Origin of the sequence: Polaribacter reichenbachii (genome assembly GCF_001975665.1) — a bacterium.
GTDB classification, from domain to species: domain Bacteria; phylum Bacteroidota; class Bacteroidia; order Flavobacteriales; family Flavobacteriaceae; genus Polaribacter; species Polaribacter reichenbachii.
Map to the genome: position 1 here is coordinate 2,136,071 of NZ_CP019419.1, position 21,670 is coordinate 2,157,740.

General features: G+C 29.6%; 19 protein-coding genes. 16 read left to right on the forward strand and 3 right to left on the reverse strand.

The features are described from left to right. The first annotated feature begins 13 nt into the window (after positions 1-13). From BW723_RS08885 to BW723_RS08930, 10 genes are all read left to right on the forward strand, one after another. Complete coding sequence (locus tag BW723_RS08885) at positions 14-1,036, forward strand: UDP-glucose--hexose-1-phosphate uridylyltransferase (protein WP_068355797.1); 1,023 nt, start codon at positions 14-16, stop codon at positions 1,034-1,036. A 410-nt stretch (positions 1,037-1,446) separates the two neighbouring features. Further along, positions 1,447-2,307 carry a prephenate dehydratase gene (locus BW723_RS08890; protein WP_068355794.1) on the forward strand — a complete coding sequence of 287 codons (861 nt, stop codon included), beginning with the start codon at positions 1,447-1,449 and terminating at the stop codon, positions 2,305-2,307. 6 nt (positions 2,308-2,313) lie between these two features. Next, complete coding sequence (locus BW723_RS08895) at positions 2,314-3,471, forward strand: pyridoxal phosphate-dependent aminotransferase (protein WP_068355791.1); 1,158 nt, start codon at positions 2,314-2,316, stop codon at positions 3,469-3,471. Between the two features lie 57 nt (positions 3,472-3,528). Next, positions 3,529-4,380, forward strand: a complete 852-nt coding sequence (locus BW723_RS08900; protein ID WP_068355788.1) for a prephenate dehydrogenase — start codon at positions 3,529-3,531, stop codon at positions 4,378-4,380. A gap of 63 nt (positions 4,381-4,443) precedes the next feature. Beyond that, positions 4,444-5,526 (forward strand): bifunctional 3-deoxy-7-phosphoheptulonate synthase/chorismate mutase type II, encoded by a 1,083-nt coding sequence (locus BW723_RS08905; RefSeq protein WP_068355785.1) that lies wholly within the window; start codon positions 4,444-4,446, stop codon positions 5,524-5,526. Between the two features lie 403 nt (positions 5,527-5,929). Further along, the gene (rsgA, locus tag BW723_RS08910; protein ID WP_068355782.1) at positions 5,930-6,892 is read left to right on the forward strand and encodes a ribosome small subunit-dependent GTPase A; all 963 of its coding nucleotides are present in this window, start codon (positions 5,930-5,932) and stop codon (positions 6,890-6,892) included. Positions 6,893-7,020: 128 nt separating this feature from the next. Next, on the forward strand, positions 7,021-7,473 hold the full coding sequence (gene dtd, locus BW723_RS08915) for a D-aminoacyl-tRNA deacylase (protein WP_068355779.1): 453 nt from the start codon (positions 7,021-7,023) through the stop codon (positions 7,471-7,473). Between the two features lie 111 nt (positions 7,474-7,584). Continuing rightward, positions 7,585-8,223: a YceI family protein gene (locus BW723_RS08920; protein ID WP_068355776.1), complete on the forward strand. Its 639-nt coding sequence runs from the start codon at positions 7,585-7,587 to the stop codon at positions 8,221-8,223. A gap of 87 nt (positions 8,224-8,310) precedes the next feature. After that, entirely contained in the window at positions 8,311-10,227 is a 1,917-nt protein-coding gene (locus BW723_RS08925; protein WP_068355773.1) for a DUF3857 domain-containing protein, read from the forward strand. Positions 10,228-10,229: 2 nt separating this feature from the next. Then, positions 10,230-12,260 carry a DUF3857 domain-containing protein gene (locus tag BW723_RS08930; protein WP_068355770.1) on the forward strand — a complete coding sequence of 677 codons (2,031 nt, stop codon included), beginning with the start codon at positions 10,230-10,232 and terminating at the stop codon, positions 12,258-12,260. Positions 12,261-12,271: 11 nt separating this feature from the next. Here the strand turns inward: BW723_RS08930 and BW723_RS08935 are convergent, their stop codons facing one another. Then, complete coding sequence (locus BW723_RS08935) at positions 12,272-12,727, reverse strand: Lrp/AsnC family transcriptional regulator (protein ID WP_068355768.1); 456 nt, start codon at positions 12,725-12,727, stop codon at positions 12,272-12,274. 155 nt (positions 12,728-12,882) lie between these two features. Between BW723_RS08935 and BW723_RS08940 the strand changes: the two genes are divergently transcribed. The 5 genes from BW723_RS08940 (at position 12,883) to fabD (ending at position 17,309) form a co-directional block, all read left to right on the forward strand. Next, positions 12,883-14,082: an aminotransferase class I/II-fold pyridoxal phosphate-dependent enzyme gene (locus tag BW723_RS08940; protein ID WP_068355765.1), complete on the forward strand. Its 1,200-nt coding sequence runs from the start codon at positions 12,883-12,885 to the stop codon at positions 14,080-14,082. A gap of 113 nt (positions 14,083-14,195) precedes the next feature. Beyond that, on the forward strand, positions 14,196-15,158 hold the full coding sequence (locus BW723_RS08945) for a DoxX family protein (RefSeq protein WP_068355761.1): 963 nt from the start codon (positions 14,196-14,198) through the stop codon (positions 15,156-15,158). Then, positions 15,158-15,529, forward strand: a complete 372-nt coding sequence (gene crcB / locus BW723_RS08950) for a fluoride efflux transporter CrcB (RefSeq protein WP_068355758.1) — start codon at positions 15,158-15,160, stop codon at positions 15,527-15,529. The genes BW723_RS08945 and crcB overlap by 1 nt, the downstream gene beginning before the upstream one ends. A gap of 127 nt (positions 15,530-15,656) precedes the next feature. Beyond that, positions 15,657-16,358, forward strand: coding sequence for a crotonase/enoyl-CoA hydratase family protein (locus BW723_RS08955; RefSeq protein WP_068355755.1), 702 nt, complete (start codon positions 15,657-15,659; stop codon positions 16,356-16,358). Positions 16,359-16,421: 63 nt separating this feature from the next. Next, positions 16,422-17,309 (forward strand): ACP S-malonyltransferase, encoded by an 888-nt coding sequence (gene fabD, locus BW723_RS08960; RefSeq protein ID WP_068355752.1) that lies wholly within the window; start codon positions 16,422-16,424, stop codon positions 17,307-17,309. An 85-nt stretch (positions 17,310-17,394) separates the two neighbouring features. Here the strand turns inward: fabD and BW723_RS08965 are convergent, their stop codons facing one another. Both BW723_RS08965 and BW723_RS08970 read right to left on the reverse strand, forming a co-directional pair. Continuing rightward, entirely contained in the window at positions 17,395-17,847 is a 453-nt protein-coding gene (locus BW723_RS08965; protein WP_068355748.1) for a GNAT family N-acetyltransferase, read from the reverse strand. A 99-nt stretch (positions 17,848-17,946) separates the two neighbouring features. Next, the gene (locus BW723_RS08970) at positions 17,947-20,784 is read right to left on the reverse strand and encodes a M16 family metallopeptidase (protein WP_068355745.1); all 2,838 of its coding nucleotides are present in this window, start codon (positions 20,782-20,784) and stop codon (positions 17,947-17,949) included. Positions 20,785-20,991: 207 nt separating this feature from the next. On the opposite strand from BW723_RS08970, the gene BW723_RS08975 reads away from it, so the two are divergent. Beyond that, on the forward strand, positions 20,992-21,555 hold the full coding sequence (locus BW723_RS08975) for a porin family protein (protein ID WP_226789197.1): 564 nt from the start codon (positions 20,992-20,994) through the stop codon (positions 21,553-21,555). The last annotated feature ends 115 nt before the right edge of the window (positions 21,556-21,670 follow it).

Consider the following 21,670-nt stretch of genomic DNA (forward strand, 5'->3'; position numbering starts at 1 on the left):
AGAAATTAAAATAATGGAAAATACAAATTTGCAAGATTACTCTCATAAAAGATATAACATCTTAACAGGAGAATGGGTTTTGGTTTCTCCTCATAGAGCAAAACGACCTTGGCAAGGTCAAAACGAAGAAATTTCTACAGAAAAAAGACCTTCTTATGACGAAAACTGCTATTTGTGCCCAACAAATACAAGAATTAATGGTGAAGTAAATCCAGATTATAAAGACGTTTTTGTTTTTACAAACGATTTTGCGGCGCTGCAAAAAGATTCACCTACTTTTAGTGTAAATGACGGTTTATTTAAAGCAGAAAGCGAAAAAGGAATTTGTAAAGTAATCTGTTTTAGTCCAGATCATTCTAAGAGTTTGGCAGAAATGGAAGTGGAAGATATTAAAAAAATTGTGCACGTTTGGCAAGAAGAATATGCAACTTTAGGCGAAAATGAAATGATTAATTATGTTCAGATTTTCGAAAATAAAGGAGCTGTAATGGGGTGTAGTAATCCACATCCTCATGGACAAATCTGGAGTCAATCTACTCTACCAAATGAAGTTGATAAAAAAGATAGACATCAAAAGGAATATTTTAATAAAAATAACACTAGTCTTTTAGCAGATTATTTATTACAAGAATTAGAAGCTAAAGAAAGAATTATTTTTGAAAATGATGATTTTGTTGTGCTTACTCCTTTTTGGGCAGTTTGGCCTTTCGAAGTTATGATTGCTCCTAAAAAAGCAAAAAAGAATATTTTAGAATTATCAGATACAGAAGCTAGAAATTATGCAAAAGCAATTTCTGTAATTACAAGTACTTATGATAAGTTATTTAATACTTCATTTCCATATTCTAGCGGAATTCATCAAGCGCCAACAAATGGAGAAGAAAATGAGCATTGGCATTTTCATATGAGTTTTTATCCGCCTTTATTAAGAAGTGCAACTGTTAAGAAATTTATGGTAGGTTACGAAATGTTTGGTACGCCTCAAAGAGATATTACAGCAGAAATTGCAGCAAAAAGATTAAGAGATTTATTATAAATCTCTTAATTATAGAAATTTAAGGTTATTCAAACAAAAAATATTGATTTTACACATAAAATGATGTGTTTAAAAAGAAGAAATTAGTTTTGGTTAATGGTTAAATTTTACAGAATTTTAGGTGATAACTAGTTTTATGTGAAAATAATTTAACAATAATCGAAAATTTAATTTTATTTCATAAAAATCATCAAACTTTACTAATAATATTTGTGTATCTGAATTTAATCTTTAGATTTGTCCGTATAAACAAGAACAACAATGTTAAACAATAACTATACTCGTTTCTTTTTTTACTTTTATTTTTACAATAAGAGGAGAGACTTTGTATGTTGTTAAGAAACATTCATAATATATAAAGTCTCGAATTTAATTCGAGGCTTTTTTTTTGATATAATATTACCAATAAGTTGAACAAAACAATCGCAATACAAGGAGCAGAAGGCTCAAACCACCATAAAGTTGCACGCGACTTTTACGGAACCGAAATTGAATTAAAAGAATGTATGTCTTTTGATATTTTGGTAGATAGTTTGTTAGATAAATCTGCAGATTTAGGTGTAATGGCTTTAGAGAATACTATTGCAGGTTCAATAATACCTAATTATGCTTTAATTGATAAGTATAATTTACACATTACAGATGAAGAATATTTAAGCATTCATCATCATTTAATGGCTTTAAAAGGGCAAAATATAGAAGACATTAAAGAAGTTTGGTCGCATCCAATGGCATTGTTACAGTGTAAAGATTTCTTTAAAAAGCATCCACATATTAAGTTGGTAGAAGATGTAGATACTGCAGAAGTTGCCAAAAGAATATCCAAAGAAAATTTAGTCGGTATTGCTGCAATTGCACCAAAAATAGCCGCAGAAATTTTTGATTTAGATGTTTTGGAGGATGAAATTCAGACTATAAAAGACAATTCAACAAGATTTGTAATTGTACAGACCAATGCACCCAATAATGGCATTGATCAAATTAATAAAGCATCATTAAAGTTTCAATTAAATCATAAAAGAGGAAGTTTAGCAGCCATTTTAAATGTGTTAAGCGATTGCAAAATGAACTTGACAAAAATTCAGTCTTTACCAGTAATAGAATCTCCTTGGAAATATTCATTTTTTGTTGATATTACTTTTGATGATTATAAAGATTACCAAAAAGCAGAAGCTATTTTAGAAATAATGGCAGAAGAATTTAAGATATTAGGAACGTATAAAAACGGTAGACTTAAGCCAAATTCTGAACTTGATTCAGAATCAAAATAAAATATTATGATACAACCTGCCAAAAGATTAGATACAGTGCAAGAATACTATTTCTCTAAAAAATTAAGAGAAGTAAGAGGCTTAGCAGCAGCAGGAAAACCAATTATCAATATGGGAATTGGTTCGCCAGATTTACAACCACCAACTAAAGTTTTAGAAGCAATTTCTAATAGTTTGGGTGATGCAAGTGCGCATAAATATCAATCCTATCAAGGTTTACCAGAATTAAGAAATGCAATTTCAGGTTTTTATAAAAACAAGTTTTCTGTAGATACAAATACAGAGAATGAGATTTTGCCATTAATGGGAAGTAAAGAAGGAATTATGCATATTTCTATGGCTTTTTTAAATGAAGGCGATAAAGTTTTAATTCCAAATCCAGGTTATCCAACGTATACATCAGTAACAAAATTAGTAGGTGCAGAACCGTTGTTTTATAATTTAAGCGATGCTACAAATTGGCAACCAAATTTTGATGCATTAGAAAGTTTAGAATTAAGTAATGTAAAAATAATGTGGGTAAATTATCCACATATGCCAACAGGTACAGATGCAACTTTAACAACATTCGAGAAATTAATAGCATTTGGTAAAAAGCACAATATCTTAATTATCAACGATAATCCTTATAGTTTTATTTTAAATGATAATCCTATCAGTATTTTACAAGTACAAGGTGCAAAAGACATTGCTTTAGAGTTAAATTCATTAAGCAAAACCTTTAATATGGCTGGCTGGAGAGTTGGTATGTTATTAGGAAATGCAACTTACATTAATGAGGTGTTAAAAGTAAAATCGAATATGGATTCTGGTATGTTTTATGGTATACAAAAAGGTGCCATAGAAGCATTACAATTATCAGATGATTGGTTTTCTGATCAAAATAAAATTTACGAAGAACGCAGAAAATTAATTTGGCAATTGGCAGATAAATTAAATGCAACTTATAGTAAAAATGCAACAGGTTTATTTGTTTGGGCAAAAATACCTGAAGGTAAAAAATCCGAAGAAGTTACAGATTCAGTTTTATATGATAATGATATATTTATTACTCCAGGTACTATTTTCGGTTCTCAAGGTGAAGGATATATCAGGTTTTCATTATGTGTAACCACAGATGTTATTAAAGAGGCTATAAATAGGTTTTCTGCTCTTGGCAATTAGTCATTAGCAAAAAGCAAACAGCTAATAGCTATAAGCTAAAGGCGAAAAGCATAAAAAATGAAAAATATATACATGATTGGTATTGGTTTAATTGGGGGTAGTTTTGCCATCGATATTAAAAACCACAATCCAGAAGCAGTAATTCACGGAATCAGTAGAAAAGACGAAACCCTAAATAAAGCTTTAGAATTAAATTTAATTGATAAAAAAGCAACCTTAGATGATTTAGTAAATGCAGACTTGGTAATTGTATCAATTCCTGTAGATGCAACCGTAAAATTACTACCAACAATTTTAGATAAAATATCCGATAATGGTTTGGTGGTAGATGCAGGTTCAACAAAAGAAGCAATTTGTAAAGTGGTTGAACATCATCCAAAAAGACGTAATTTTTTAGCAGCACATCCAATAGCAGGTACAGAAAACTCTGGGCCATCAGCAGCCATTTCTGGCTTATATAAAGGGAAAACGAACATTATTTGCGAAGTAGAAAAAACAACTTTTAAACTTCAAGAAAAAGCTTTAGACCTTTTTAGAGCCATTGGAATGCGTATTAGATATATGGACCCTGTTTCGCATGACAAGCATATTGCGTATGTTTCGCACTTATCTCACATCAGTGCATTTATGTTAGGTAAAACAGTTATTAATAAAGAAAAAAACGAACGCGATATTTTTGATATGGCAGGTTCAGGATTTAGATCTACAGTACGTTTGGCAAAAAGTTCGCCAGCAATGTGGACCCCAATTTTTGAACAAAACAAAGAAAACGTAATAGAAACATTAGAAGAGTACATCAATAATTTACAAAATTTTAAAGAGTTGATGCAGCAAGATAATTTCTCCGAAATTTTTAACGAAATGGAGAACACCAATTATATTAAACAAATCTTAAACGGCATAAAATAAAACGCCAAAATCGTTGTTATTTCGATAAAAATTGAGAAATCTCAACACAAATTAATTATTAAAATGAAGAATACAAAAGAATTAAGAACATGGTTGGATGATATGAAATTAGATCATCCACTAGTAATAGCAGGGCCTTGTAGTGCAGAAACCGAAGAACAGGTTTTAAAAATTGCACACGAATTAAAAGATTCTGATGTAAATTATTATAGAGCAGGTATTTGGAAACCAAGAACAAGACCAGGGAATTTTGAAGGTGTTGGTGCTTTAGGTTTAGGCTGGTTAAAGAAAGTAAAAGAAGAAACAGGTATGAAAACCTGTACAGAAGTTGCAAATGCAGCACACTGTAAATTAGCAATCGAGAACGATGTAGATTTACTTTGGATTGGTGCTCGTTCTACAGTATCTCCATTTATCATGCAAGAAATTGCAGACGCTTTACAGGGTACAGACAAAATTGTATTAGTTAAAAACCCAGTAAACCCAGATTTAGCTTTATGGTTAGGTGGTATTGAAAGATTATATACTGCAGGAATCAAAAATTTAGGAGCAATTCACAGAGGGTTTTCAACTTACGATAAGTCTAAATACAGAAACAATCCAAACTGGCAATTAGCTATCGAATTCCAAAATAAATTTCCAGATTTACCATTAATTTGCGATCCATCACATATTACAGGTAACAGAGAAATGATTCAAGATGTATCTCAAGTAGCTTTAGATTTAAACTTCGATGGCTTAATGATCGAAACACACTGGGATCCAGAAAATGCTTGGTCTGATGCAGCACAACAAGTAACTCCAACAAAATTGAAATCAATTATGGAAGAGTTAAAAATCAAGAAAACAACTGAAACTGCAACAAGTTACAGAGAACCTTTAGAAAGTTTAAGAGCTCAAATTAATGTGGTAGACGATCAATTAATTGAGTTATTAGGTAAAAGAATGGATGTTGCAGATCAAATAGGTGCTTTAAAGAAAGACCAAAATGTAGCTGTTTTACAATCAAGACGTTGGAACGAAATTCTTGGAAACATGGTTTTAGAAGGTACAAGCAAAGGTTTAAGCGAAGAGTTTGTTTTAAAAATGTTTAAAGCAATTCACCAAGAATCTATCAATCATCAAGAAAAAATAATTAACGGATAATTATCTGATAAAATTATTAAACTGAAAATATTTCAGTTCTAGAATAAAGTACCTGCAAGGATATAGAATCTTTGTAGGTATTTTTTTGAGCGTTACCCAAGGGTCAGGCTTTCGTTACTCGCTTTTTTGTAAAAAACAAAAAGAGCTCAAACAGGCCACTCAATCCTTAACGCAAAGAGCTAACTACAAGAGGAAGTTCTTGAAAACTAATATTTCAATAAATTCTATGTAATCTATGTTGCTATGTGGTCAAATAAATTAGTGAATTCGTGGTAAGTATTTTCAATTTTAGAAGTAAAAATTTCCAATTACATTATAATTTACGTTACTATATAGTTTTAATTAATTCGAGAATTCTCGTCAAATATTTAAAAATCAATAATAATTCTGCATCTTTGTATTAATGACAGGAATTGTATACAAATCTACAGGAAGTTGGTACCAAATAAAATCTGAAGAAGGAACTTTTTATCAATGTAGGATAAAAGGAAAATTCAGAATAAAAGGTATTAAAAGTACCAATCCTATTGCTGTTGGCGATAAAGTAGTTTTCGATTTAGAAAAAAAAGGAGATGAAGAAACAGGGGTCATCAAAAAAATCTTAGATAGAGAAAACTTTATAGTACGTAAATCTGTTAACCTGTCTAAGCAAACACATATTATCGCAGCAAATTTAGATTTGGTTTTTTTAATGATTACCATTAATAATCCACCAACATTTACAGCATTTGTAGATCGATTTTTAGTAACCACAAGAGCATATAGAATAGATACTGTTTTAATTTTTAATAAAATAGATGCTTATAAAATAGAAGAAAGAGCAGAAATTTTATATTTAAAAGATATTTACGAAGCTATTGGTTATACTTGTTTAGAAGTTTCAGCAACACAAAACAAAAACGTAGATAAGGTTAAAGAATTAATGACTGGTAAAACTTCTATGTTTGTTGGTCATTCAGGAGTAGGTAAAACAACATTAGTAAATGCTATTGAGCCAAATTTAAATCTAAAGACCCAAGAAATCTCGAATCAGCATCAACAAGGGCAACACACCACAACCTTTGCAGAAATGTTTGATTTAAGTTTCGATGCCAGAATTATAGACACTCCAGGTATTAAAGGCTTTGGAGTTGTAGATATGGATAAATATGAATTGGGCGATTATTTTCCTGAGTTTTTCGAGCTAAAACAATATTGTAAATTCAACGATTGTTTGCATTTAAAAGAACCACAATGTGCAGTAAAAGCAGCCTTAGAAGACGAAGAAATTTCTTGGTCTAGATACAGAAGTTACCTGCAAATTTTAGAAGGCGAAGAAGAAACAGAGCACTACAGAACAGATATTTGGAACGAGGAAGAAGATTAAAAACGTCAATAGTTCTTTTAATTTTACAAATCAAATTACGGCAATTACACAAAATACAGTTTTTAAATTGCGATAATTATTACATAATTCTAAAAGTAAAAAGTCCCCATTTGGGGATTTAGGGGCATATGAAAGTAGTTTTACAAAGAGTATCTAAAGCGAGTGTAACAATCAATCAAAAAAAAGTAGCTGATATAAAACAAGGTATATTGGTACTTTTAGGAATTGTAAATGAAGATACTCAAGAAGATATCAATTGGTTAATCAGAAAAATTATCAACTTACGCATTTTTAATGATGAAAAAGGAGTAATGAACTTATCGTTAAAAGACATTAATGGAGAAATAATTGTAGTAAGTCAATTTACCTTACAAGCATCAACCAAAAAAGGAAACAGACCAAGTTATATAAAAGCAGCAAAACCAGATGTTGCAATTCCTTTATATGAAAATTTTGTAACATCACTTCAAAAAGAAATAATAACAAAAGTACAAACAGGAGAGTTTGGTGCAGATATGAAAGTTGAATTATTAAACGATGGTCCTGTTACTATAATCATAGATTCTAAAAATAAAGACTAACTTTACCTTTGTTAATTTTGTATTAAAAACAGCAAAAATATTTTCCAAGGAAAATAAATTACATATATTTGCCATGGAAAATAAATAACCAACCATTAAATTTAATAAAAAATGAAAAAAATAGTTTTATCATTAGTAGTTGTAGCATCAGTTTTAACTGCATGTAAAAGCGAGAAAAAAGAAAAAGTAGCTACAGAAGAAGCAAAAGAAGTTGTAGTAAATGTTTCTGAATTAAATAATGTAGATACTGAAGCATCTGTATTAACTTGGAAAGGAACAAAACCAGGTGGAGCTCATGATGGAACTGTAGCTTTAAAAAGCGGAGGTTTATTATTAGAAGATGGAGCTTTAAAAGGAGGTGAATTTGTAGTAGATTTAACTACAATTACAAACTCAGATATGAAAGGTAGCGGAGGTGCTGCAAAGCTAGAAGGACATTTAAAAAATGCAGATTTCTTTGATGTTGAGGTTTACTCAACTTCTACATTTGTAATTACTAACGTAGAACCTAAAGAAGGTAAATTACACGTAACAGGTAACTTACAAATTAAAGATGTAACTAAGAGTATTACAATACCTGCAACTGTTACTACAGAAGGTGGTGTAACCACTTTTAAAAGTGAAACGTTTAATGTTAACAGAGCAGATTTTAATGTAAAATATGGTTCTAAATCTTTCTTCGATAATTTAAAAGACAAATTTATTGATGATATGATGGAGTTATCTTTTGAAGTTAAAACGAAAGCATAAACACTTTTTTTAATACAATATTTTAAACCCAAAACTTTTTAGTTTTGGGTTTTCTTTTTTAAATTGCATTGCTATTAAAAAAAGTCTATGATTAAACATAAATACCCCAATGCATTTTTATGCCTATTATTTTTAGTTACTTTTAATACATTTTCACAGTTTAGCGAGTTTTCGTCTTTAACAATTCCTCCAGAATTAAAAGAAAATGCAAATGCTGTTGTTAGAAACAGTACTACAGAAATTACCATAGAAGAGGTAAATAGAATGGTTGTTTCTAAAAGAGTGGTGGTTACTGTGCTAAATAAACTTGGTAATTCAGATGCTGGAATTTACGAAAGTTATGATGATGATACTAAAATAACAAATCTTTCTGCAATTATTTACGATGCTTTAGGTAGCGAAATTAAGAAATTTAAAGAGAGAGATTTTTTAGATGTTAGTGCTGTTGATGGAGGTACTTTATATTCTGATGCACGAGTAAAATACATAGATTATACACCTATTTCTTATCCATATACTTTGGTTTTTGAAACGGAATATAAAACATCTACTACAGGTTTTATTCCTTGGTGGGTTCCTGTAAATGGTTATTATGTATCCGTAGAAAAAAGTAGTTATGTTTTAAAAAATCCGAATGCAATTCCTTGGCGAATTAAAGAAACTAATTTCAATGATTATAATGTTGAAAAAAACGATTCTGAAACAGAACTTAACTACACTTTGTTAAAACAAACAGCTTTAGAATACGAAAATCAAAGTCCTGCTTATAGAGATATTTTACCAATAGCAAAAGTAGCTTTAGACAAGTTTACTTTAAAAGGAGTTTACGGAGAAGCTACAAATTGGCAAGAATTTGGTAAATGGATGCACGATTCACTTTTAGCTGGTAGAGATATTATAGATGATGCCACAAAAAGTAACCTTTTAGATTTGGTGAAAGATGCAAAAACAGATCTTGAAAAAACAAAAATTGTATATGAATATATGCAAAATAAAACCAGATACATTAGTGTACAAGTTGGTATTGGTGGTTGGGAACCTATTGCAGCAAACCAAGTAGATCAAGTTGGTTATGGAGATTGTAAAGGATTATCTAATTACACAAAAGCTTTGTTAGATGTTGTTGGTGTTACATCTTACTATACTGTTGTTTATGCACAAGAAAGAAGAGATTTAGATAAGGATTTTTCATCCATACAAGGAAATCACGTTATTTTAAATGTACCTAATAATGGTAATGATATTTGGTTAGAATGTACCAGTCAAACTATGCCATTTGGCTTTTTAGGAGATTTTACAGATGATAGAAATGTGTTAGTAATTACTCCAGAAGGTGGTGTTATTAAAAGAACAGCTTCTTATAAAGACGATGTTAATCTGCAAACAATTAAAGGAGAAATAGAATTATCTGAAACAGGAGATGTAAAAGCAAATTTAAAAAGAATATCTAAAGGTATTCAGTATGATGATAAATCTTATTTTGATTCATACACTGATGAAGAGTTGATTAAAAACTACAAATCTGATGTTTGGAGCTATAACAATAATTTAGAAGTAGATTCTTTTAAATTAAATAACGATAAAGAAAATGTTGTTTTTACAGAAGATTTAGGGCTTTCTATAAAAAACTTTGCATCAGTAAACGAAACTGAATATTTGTTTCGTGTAAATATTTTTAACAGAGAAAGTTATATCCCCAAAAGATATAGAAAAAGAAATTTGCCTTTAAAAATTAGTAGAGGTTATAAAGATGTAGATGAATATACAATTAAGATTCCTGCATCCTATAAATTAGAATATATCCCAGAAAATAAAGAATTATCAACCAAGTTTGGTACTTATAAAATAAGCTTTCATAAAATAGATGAATCTACTTTTTCTTACAAAAAAGAAATTTTAATGAAAGAAGGAGTACATCCAAAAGAAGATTATAAAGCTTATAGAAGTTTTAGAAGAAGTATTGCAAAATCAGAAAATTTAAGAATAGCACTTATTAAAAAGTAACAATGAAAAAGAGCATTTTATTAGTATTAGTAGTTTTTTTACAATTATCAACAGTAGCCCAAGATTATAAATTTGGTAAAGTATCTAAGGCAGAATTAGAAGAGGAATTTTACCCTTTAGATTCTACTGCAGATGCAGCGTATTTGTACAGAAATCAATTTACACATTATGAATACGACCCTTCTAACGATAGGTTTAATGTTGTAAAAGAAGTACATAATAGAATAAAAATTTACAGTGAAGAAGGGTTTGAAAAAGCTACAGATATGTTTTATTATTATTCACCTAAAAGCGGAGAGAATGAAAAATTCTCCTATTTAAGAGCTTATACTTTTAACTTAGAGAATGGTAAAGTAACAAAAGATAAATTATCAAAAAAAAGTATTTTTAATGAAAGGAGAAATGAACGTTGGGCAGTTAGAAAAATTACTTTACCTAATATAAAAGTAGGATCTGTTTTAGATATTGAGTATAAAATATCATCACCATATTATGGTAAAATAGACGATTTAGAATTTCAATTTGATATACCAGTAAAAAAACTAGAATACAATATTGAAATACCAGAGTTTTACAAGTTTAATCAATTGGCTAAAGGGTATTTAAGTATTAGGCCTAAAGTTTCTCAAAAAAGTAATTCTTTTAGTTATACCACTAAGTATAGAAATGTTGGAGGTTTGAATACTTCAGCAGGTACAACTTTTGATAATACTAAAATAAATTATTTAAGTAATATTCTAGAATTTTCAGAAACAGATATTCCTGCATTAAAAGATGATGAACCTTATGTTTCTTACATCAATAATTATAGAGGTGGATTGAAATTTGAACTAAAAGAAATAGATTTTTTTAAATTAGGAGGTACCAGTAAATCCTTTTCAACTGATTGGAAAAGTGTAAGTAAGGCTATATTTAAGTCAGAATCTTTTGGAGAAGAGTTAGAGAAAACAAATTATTATAAAAATGATGTACAACAACTTTTAGCAAATACAGCTACAGATTTTGATAAAATTGCTGCTGTTTTTCAATTTGTAAAAACAAAAATTAAATGGAATGGAAGTTATGGTAAATATACCCAAAAAGGTGTAAAAAAGGCATATAAAGAAAATACTGGTAATGTAGCAGAAATTAATTTAATGCTAACTTCTATGTTGCGTTTTGCAGGGTTAGATGCAAACCCTGTTTTAGTTAGCTCTAGAAATAATGGTATTCCACTTTTCCCTACTTTAGATGGTTTTAATTATGTAGTTTCTGCAGTAACTTTTAGCGATGGTAATTATGTGTTGTTAGATGCTACAGAACTTTATAGTTTACCAAATATTTTACCAGTTAGAGCTTTAAATTGGAATGGTAGAATGGTTAGAAATGATGGTAGTTCTTCTTGGGTAAAATTAAGTTCAGGCAAACCAGCATCTAAAGAGAATATTATGATGTTAAAAATAACGGATGATTTAATGGTTGAAGGTATGATTAGAACAAAGTTTGAAAATATAAATGCACTAAATTTTAGGGCTGATTATAACCATATTAAAGAAGAAAGTTTAAGAACTAAATATGAAGAAGAAAATAATATTGAGATAGATGATTTTAATTTAAAGAATAAGCAAGATTTAAATAAACCTGTTTTAAGAACTGTAAAATTTATTAGCGAAGATTTAATTGAAGAAATTGGTAATAAAATCTATATTGAGCCTTCTTTATTTTTAACAACACGTACAAACCCTTTTAAGTTAGAAGAACGTAAATTTCCTGTAGATTTTAACACAGCAAGGAAGGTATTAAATAGAGTCTCTATGGATATTCCTGAAGGATATGTTGTGGAAAAAATACCAGAACCAATGGCAATGGTTTTACCAGATAATTTAGGTACGTTTAAATATAAAGTAACTCAAATAGGAAATAAATTAAAAACATTTTCGGTTTTAGAATTCAAGAAACCTATTATTCCTGCTCAATATTATGTTTCATTAAAAGATTTTTACGGTAAATTAGTGCAAAAGCAAACAGAAAAAATAGTTTTAGTAAAACAGTAGAATTCTATTTTTTATAGATTAATTGAGGTTGTGTTTTTTACTTCTTTAATCGTAAAGGTGCTATGGGTACTTCCAATGTGTTTTATGGCCGTTAATTTAGTAACCATAAAATTTCTGTAAGTATCCATATCTTTTATATATATTTTTAAAATATAATCATAATCTCCACTTACATGAAAACATTCTGAAACCTCTTCTAACTTAGATATTTCACGCTCAAAAGTGGTTACATATGCTCTAGAATGCTGTATTAATTTTACATGGCAAAAAACTAAAAAAGACTTTTCAATCTTATTTTTATTGATGATAGCCACATATTTATCAATTACCTTTTCTTTTTCTAGTTTCTTTACACGCTCATAAACAGCAGTAACAGATAGGTTTAATTGTAAAGAAAGTTGCTTTGTAGTCTGTTTACTATCATTCTGTAATAAATTGATAAGTTTTTTGTCAGTAGAATCCATCATAATAAATTTTCTAAAATGTAGAAATACAATTAGATTTTATAGTTTTTTAAACTAAAAAATAAATCAAATTTAGATAAATAAACTATATTATAAGTAATGTGTTGATAATATTTCTTTTAAGTTGTTTTTTTGATGTAAAATAAAAACGATTAATTATGAAATTCAATCCAGCAGAAAATATTCAAGATTTACAATATTTTGGAGAGTTTGGAGGTGTTAATCCATCAATCTCAGATTCATCAACATATACCTTTTTATCAGCAAAAACAATGTTCGATACTTTTGAGGGCAACGCAGATGGCTGTTATTTATACTCACGTCATTCTACACCATCAAATTTATATTTAGGAGAAGCACTTGCAGCAATGGAAGGTACAGAAACTGCAAATGTTACAGCATCTGGCATGGGTGCAATAACTTCAGTTTTATTGCAACTCTGTAGTTCTGGAGATCATATTGTTTCTAGTAGAACCATTTATGGAGGTACTTATGCATTCTTAAAAAACTTTACACCAAAATTTGGCATCACAACTAGTTTTATAGACATCACTAATTTAGCTATTGTAGAGGCATCAATTACAAACAATACTAAAGTTTTGTATTGCGAATCTGTGAGTAATCCGTTATTAGAAGTAGCAGACATCAAAGGTTTATCAGCTTTAGCTAAAAAATATAATTTAAAATTAGTGGTAGATAATACGTTTTCTCCTTTATCAATATCTCCTGCAAAATTAGGCGCAGATGTAGTTTGCCATAGTTTAACAAAGTTTATAAATGGTTCTTCAGATACTGTAGGTGGTGTAGTTTGTGGTACCAAAGAATTTATAAATGATTTAAGAAATGTAAATGATGGGGCAAGTATGTTGTTAGGTGCAACTATGGATAGTTTAAGAGCAGCTTCAGTTTTAAAAAATATGAGAACTTTACATATTAGAATACAACAGCATAGTAAAAATGCTGCTTTTTTAGCTGATAAATTTGAGGCTGATGGATTAAAAACAGTGTATCCAGGTTTAGAATCTCATTCTTCTAATTCCTTATATAAACAAATGATGAATACAGAATATGGTTTTGGAGGAATGTTAACTGTAGATGTTGGTTCGTTGCAAAAAGCGAACGAATTAATGGAGTTAATGCAACACAGAAACTTAGGATATTTGGCTGTAAGTTTAGGTTTTTATAAAACTTTATTTTCTGCTCCAGGCACTTCTACATCATCAGAAATACCAGAAAAAGAACAAAAAGAAATGGGTTTATCAGATGGTTTAATCCGTTTTTCTATTGGTTTAGATAATAATATTGAACGTACTTATAAAATGATGAAAAAATGTATGGAAGATGTAAATGTCTTGTAAATATGTTAAACTAATATTTTAAGTTTTATTAAACATATAAAACAAGAATTTTTGCAATCTTTGTAATATCATTTATTTGATTAAATTTCTAATCATCAAGATTTTATTACAATATGAAAATACTCGTACAATTAGCAAGAATTATAGTAGGTGTCTTATTTATTTTTTCTGGATTTGTAAAATTGGTAGATCCAATAGGTTCTCAATACAAATTCGAAGAATATTTTTCTGAAGGTGTTTTAAATATGGAATTCCTAATTCCTTTTGCATTAATATTTTCTATCATCTTAATTATTGCAGAAATTGTTTTAGGAGTTGCTTTATTAGTGGGGTGGAAACCCAAATTTACAGTAATTAGTTTAAAAATAATTATTCTAATATTCTTGTTTTTAACTTGGTATTCTGCTTATTATGATAAAGTTACAGATTGTGGTTGTTTTGGTGATGCCATTAAATTAAAGCCTTGGGAAACATTTTATAAAGATGTAGCATTAACTATTTTAATTTTCTTTATTGGTTTTAAAATTAAGTATATAAAACCGATAGCAAAAAGATTTATTCCTTTTCAGATTGTTTTTGTATCGTTAATTATTTCTTCATTTATCACTTATTATGTATTGGCACATTTACCAATTATCGATTTTAGAGCGTATGCAATCGGTAAAAACTTACCAGAAGGAATGGAGTATAAAGACGATGGAGAAATACCTCCTGTTCACGATTTTATGTTAGAAAATGCACAAAATGATTTAGCGCCTCAGATTCTTAAAATGGATAAAGTAATGCTAATTATTATGTCTAGTTTCGAAAAATCTGATAATGATGCTTTTCCAGAAATTAAAAAGATTTCTGAAGAAGCCATACAAAAAGGCTATAAAGTTTACGGTGCTTCTGCTTCTTTTTCTGATATCATTGATTTAACAATTAAGAAATACAATTTACCTTTCGAAGTTTTATTCTGTGATGAAACTACTCTAAAAACAATGATTAGAGCAAATCCTGGAATAATGATTTTGAATAATGGTACAGTTACAGAAAAGAAAAACTGGACAGATATTGATGATATAGAACTATAATGAAAAGTTTATTATTCGTTTTTATTGGTGGAGGTTTTGGTAGTGTATTACGCTTTTTAATTGGTAAATGGCTAAATAACTCAGAAAACGGAATTCCTTATGGCACATTTGCAGCCAATATTTTGGGAAGCCTTTTTATAGGTTTTATTTTAGGTTATGCTGCTAAAACTGATGCGCTTAGTCAAAATCATACATTATTGCTAGCTACTGGTTTCTGTGGTGGTTTTACAACTTTTTCGACTTTTGCTTATGAAAACCATATCTTTCTAAAATCTGGAGATTTTATTTCTTTCGCCTTTTATACAATTGCAAGTTTTGTAGTTGGCTTTTTAGCTGTTTTTGCAGGTATGTACTTGGTGAAATTTATATAGATATAATTTCGAGTGATTTTTCTTTTTTTTTGAAAAATTGTATCAAAAACTAATATTGATTTTAAACTCGTATTCATCCTAAAATTAAATATGAGTTAATATTAAATTTTATAATTAAATAAAAAATATGAACGAATTCGTAACCTATCAACCTAAAGAAAATTACGCAATTATTACCATTAACAACGGAAAAGCAAATGCAATTTCTCACCAAGTAATTGATGGTTTAAATACAAGTTTAGATAAAGCAGAACAAGAAGATAAAATAGTAATTCTTACAGGTCCTCAAAGTATTTTTTCTGGAGGATTTGATTTAAAAGTGATGACAAAATCACCTGAATCTGCTATAGAATTGGTAACAAAAGGTTCTCAATTATCTTTAAGAATGTTGTCTTTTTCGAAACCAATAATTGTTGCTTGTAATGGTCACGCAATTGCAAAAGGTGCTTTTTTATTATTATCAGCAGATTATAGAATTGGTGTAGAAGGCGATTTTAAAATCGGTTTAAACGAAGTTATGATTGGTATGACAATGCACAATGCTGGTATTGCCATTGCAAATTCTCGTTTATCTGAAGTGTATGTAAACAGAGCTGTAAATAATTCTGAGATATTTAATCCAAAGGATGCTGTAAAAGCTGGGTTTTTAGATCTAATTGTTCCTAATGAAGCTTTATTACCAACTGCAATTAAAGTAGCAAATATGTTTTCTAAATTAAACAAAAAAGCACACGCAGCAACAAAATTAAAAGTTAGAAAACCACATTTAGAAACTCTAGCAAAAGCAATTGAGTTAGATGCAAAAGCAAGTATTTCTATAGATTCCTAATCTAATTTATAAAATGATTATTTTCGCAGGCGATTACAAGTTAAAAAATTAAACAAAAAATAAATGAAAGCATATATTTTTCCAGGTCAAGGAGCTCAATTCACAGGAATGGGATTAGATTTATACGAAAAATCACCTTTAGCACAAGAGTATTTCGAAAAAGCAAACGATATTTTAGGCTTTTCTATTACAGATATTATGTTCGAAGGTACAGCTGAACAATTAAAAGAAACTAAAGTTACACAGCCAGCAATATTTTTACATTCTGTAATTTTGGCTAAAGTTTTAGGCGATTCTTTTCAGCCAGAAATGGTTGCTGGTCATTCTTTAGGAGAATTATCAGCTTTAGTTGCAAACGGAGTTTTATCTTTCGAAGACGGATTAAAGTTAGTTTCTAAAAGAGCTTTAGCAATGCAAAAAGCTTGTGAAATTGCACCAAGTACAATGGCAGCAGTTTTAGGTTTAGAAGATAAAGTTGTAGAAGAAACTTGTGCAGAAATTGATGGAGTAGTAGTAGCTGCAAATTACAATTGCCCAGGTCAATTAGTGATTTCTGGAGAAATTGAAGCAGTAGAAAAAGCTTGTGAAGTGTTAACAGAAAAAGGAGCAAGAAGAGCATTGCTATTACCAGTTGGTGGTGCATTTCACTCACCAATGATGGAGCCAGCAAGAGAGGAGTTAGCTGCTGCAATAGAAGCTACAACTTTTAGCGAGCCTACTTGTGCTGTGTATCAAAATGTAGTTGCAAAAGCAGTTACAAATCCAGAGGAAATTAAAGAAAACTTAATTGCTCAATTAACTGCACCTGTAAAATGGACACAGTGTGTACAAGCAATGATAGCAGACGGTGGAACAGAATTTATTGAAGTTGGGCCAGGTAAAGTTTTACAAGGTTTAATGCGTAAAATTGATAGGTCTGTTGCTGCAAGCGGGGCTGCTTTATCAGAGTAAATAGCATTTATACTTTATTATAAAAAAAAACGAGCTTAATAAAAGCTCGTTTTTTTTATAATTTTTGCTAAGAAATGAAACGTTATTATAAATATAATTTTAGTCCTTCGTGAGTTGATTTAAAGCCTAACTCTTCGTAAAATTTAATAGCCCTTGGTCTTTCTTTATTTGAGGTTAGTTGTATAATATGTGCATTTTTTTCTTTTGCTCTTTTAATAGCCCACTCCAACATTTTCTTTCCCATTCCAAGTCCTCTTTGATTGGCTTTGATAAAAACATTCTCTACTTGTGCTCTTATTCCACCAACATAAGAAATGTACTGAATAAATGTTAATTGCATAGTTCCAATTACTTCTAGATTTTCATTTTCTAAAACAATAAGTTCTTGATTTTTATCAATATTTATTTTTTGAAAAGCTTTTACATATTCTATTGGTAATGGAGATTGAAAGTTTTCTCTTTTTTTGCCTAAGACATCGTCAGCCATCATTTTTACAATTTCAGCAAGATCCTTTTCTGTTGCTTTTCTAAAGTTCATTGTTTTTGTTATTTTATAAAGGTAAAAGTCCCAATTTCAAATTTGAAATTGGGACTTTTTTAGTTTAAAATCAAGTTTTTTTTTGTCTTGTTTCTTTTTTTACTTCTTAATCTTCTTTTGTCTTTCATTTAGCAAAACAGGTTCTCCATAACCTAATTCTTTCATTCTGTCTAATTGAGTTTCTGCATCACCAACAACTAGCCAAATCATTTTATTAGGGTTTACATATTTGTTTGCTAAAGTTTTAATTTGTGCTTTGGTCATATTATTAACCGTATTTTCTCTGTCTTTTACATAGTCTGCACTCCAACCATAATCACTAATATTAGACAACATATTTAATTTTGCTCTAGAAGTTTCAAAAGCTCTTGCATTACTTTTAATTAAAAAGCTTTTGGTAGTTTCTAAATCTTTATCAGAAAAAGTAGTTGGGTATTCTTCTAAAATTTTCTTTACCAATTGCGCAGATTCTAATGTTACATTACTTCTTACCCCGCTAGAAATAGTAAAGGCACCTTTTGCTTTTGTACCAGAAAAACGCGAACGAATTCCGTAAGTATACCCTTTACCTTCTCTTAACTCTTGTGTTAATCTAGAGGCAAAACCACCACCACCTAAAATGTAATTCATTACAGAAGCCGCATAAAAATCTTTATCTGTTGCAGCTAAAGCAGGTGCACCAAATTGTAAAACAGATTGTTTTGCATTAGGAATATCATAAAAATAAACAGTTGGTTTTGTTGGTGTATCTGGTGTTTTATATTCAGGAATTATAACTTCTTTAGCTGCCCAATTATTATTTAAAGATGCTAAAGAAGCTGTTACTTTATCTTTAGAAATATCACCCACAACTAACATTTTTGTAACTGAGGGAGAAATATAATTGTTGTAAAATGCTTTTAAATCTTCAATAGTAATTTTTTCTACGGATGCCAAACTACCTAAAATATTCTTAGAACGGATGTTGTCTTTTCCGTAAATCAATTCATTATAAGCATTTCTTGCCACAGAATTAGGGCTGGCTTCTTGCTGACGTAAATTAGAAATGGTAGCTTTCTTTAATAGATCGAATTCCTTTTCATCAAACCTTGGTTCTAATAAAATTTCTTGAGCTAAAGCTAAAGTTTTATCATAGTTTTTTGATAAAGTTGTTCCTGTTAAAGTGATGTTTTCCACATCAGAATATACATAAATAGAAGCACCTAATTCTTGAATGGCTTCTTCTAATTCTTGGACAGTTTTGTTTTTTGTTCCTTTATTTAATAAATCAGCAGTTAAGTTTGCAACGCCTAATTTATCCATAGACTCTAATAGTTGGCCACCATCAATAGTAATATTAAAACGCACTAAAGGCACTTCATCATTTTCTATTCCGTAAATTTTTAAACCATTGTCTAAACTGCTTTCATATACTTCTGGTACAGATAAAGAAGGTGCTTCTCCAAAAGCAGGCTCAATACTTCTATCAAAAGAAGAAGGAGTTTTTGTGTAAGTAGCTGCAATTTTTGGGTCGAATTTTTCTTCTGCTCCAATAACAATTTTTTCTTCAACAACATCAGCTAAAACAGCACCTTGTAAAGCTAAATCAGCACTATTTCTAGGTACAAAACTTGTAGCAACATAGTTTTTGCTTTTAATGTATTTGTTATAAACACGCATTACATCATCTGTGGTTACAGCCAATGTGTTGTTGATATCTTGGGTTACAAAACCAGGATTTCCAGTATAAGTATTATAAGAAGCTAATTTTGTTCCTTTACCTAAAACACTAGATAAACTAGAGTAAAACCTTGTTTCTTGACCCGCTTTTATTCTGTTTAAATCTTTTTCAGAAATCCCTTCTGCTTCAAATTTTGCAAAAGCTTGTTCAATTCCGGTTTTTACAGCATCTAATTTAGTACCATTAAAAGCTCTAATAATTAAGTGTGTTTCTCCTGCAATTTCAGAAGCATAATTATACATAGTTGTATTCGATGTTAGTTTTAAATCATCAACTAAAATCTGATTTAAAGGCGCCGATTTTCCATCAGATAAATATTGAGTTAAAACTTCTAAAGCATAAGAATCTGCATCATATTGTGCCACAGTTGGCCAGGCCATAGTTAATTGTGGTACTCTTGCAAAATTATCTTCATAATATAAAGACTTAATTTCATCTACTTTACCTGGTTTTTTTTCAATTGCAGGTATTTCTTCTGTTCCTTTAGGTATTTCTTCAAAATATTTATGCACCCATTTTGTAGCTTGTTCAATATCAATATCACCAGATAAAACTAAAGTTGCATTGTTAGGTACATACCATTTTCTAAAAAACGTTTTAACATCCTCTAAAGTTGCGTTTTGTAAATCTTCTAAAGAACCAATAACTTGCCAGTTATAAGGATGATTTTTAGGGTATAAATTTTTACCAATTACATATTGATTATGTCCATAAGGTCTGTTATCTACACTCTGTCTTTTTTCATTTTTTACAACCTGTTTTTCTTTTGCCAAAACAGGATCTGTAACTGTGTTTATAAACCAGCCTAATTTATCTGCTTCTGCCCATATCATTTTTTCTAAACCATCTTTTGGAACAGTTTGTAAGTAATTTGTTCTGTCTCTAGAAGTAGAACCATTTGCGCCAGAACCACCAATTCTTGCACTCATTTTATCTAAACCACCTTTTCCTAAATTTTCAGATTCTAAGAATAATAAGTGTTCAAATAAGTGTGCAAAGCCTGTTCTACCTTCAATTTCTCTAGCAGAACCCACGTGTACCATTAATTCTACAGCAACAACAGGGTCAGATTTATCCACATGAAAAACAACATCTAAGCCATTATCTAACTCAATTTTTTTGTAGTTAATGCTTAGTTCTGGTTTTTTTTCTTCGGATGATTTTTTGCAACTCAATAAACTAGTTGCCACTAAAAATGTTAGTAATATTTTTTTCATTTGATTTGAATTTATGGGTTTAAAAGTAATGAAATAAAAGGTTGAAAGTAGATTCTATTTTGTTAAAATAAAAAAAAATAGAAAATATTTTTACAGATAATTGCCAGTTTTTTAGGTTGTTATGCTTTAGGTGAAATTCTTTAACATTCTATAATTAGAATTGGCATAACAATTGGTTTAAAGATGTAAATTAAAAAATAATAAATTATGATTAAAAAATTATGGGTTGCTTGTATCGCAATAGGTTTTGCTGGTGCATTAAATGCGCAAGATGTTAAGTTAGGTCTTAAATTGGGGATGAATATTGCTTCTGTAAATGGTAGTAATGCAAATAATTTAGATTCTAGAACTGGCTTTGTTATTGGGGCTGTAGTAGAAGTTCCGTTAACAGAAAAGTTTTCTGTACAGCCAGAATTATTATATTCTGCACAGGGTGCGCAACAAAGAAATAGTTTTAAGTACGATTTAAACTATGTTTCGCTTCCTTTAATGGCAAAGTATTATGTTGCCAAAGGTTTTAATGTAGAAGTTGGCCCTCAATTTTCTTTTTTAATAAAAGATCAATTGGTTCCTGTAGATCAGTATAATGGAGCTATAATAGAAAATACAGATGCAGAAAACTTTGATCTTGCTGCAAATTTTGGTTTAGGATATCAGTTTAATAGTGGTGTTTTTTTTCAAACAAGGTATAATTTAGGGCTCATTGCAATTAGTGAGAATCCAGATATTAAAAATGGAGTTTTTCAAATGACTTTAGGTTATCAATTTTAAAAAGCAACAAATTTTATTACAATAATCCTCTTCATAACTCTGAAGAGGATTTTATTTTTTACAATACTTCTTTTTTTATGATTTTAGAATACTTAAGAATATCAATATAAGCAAG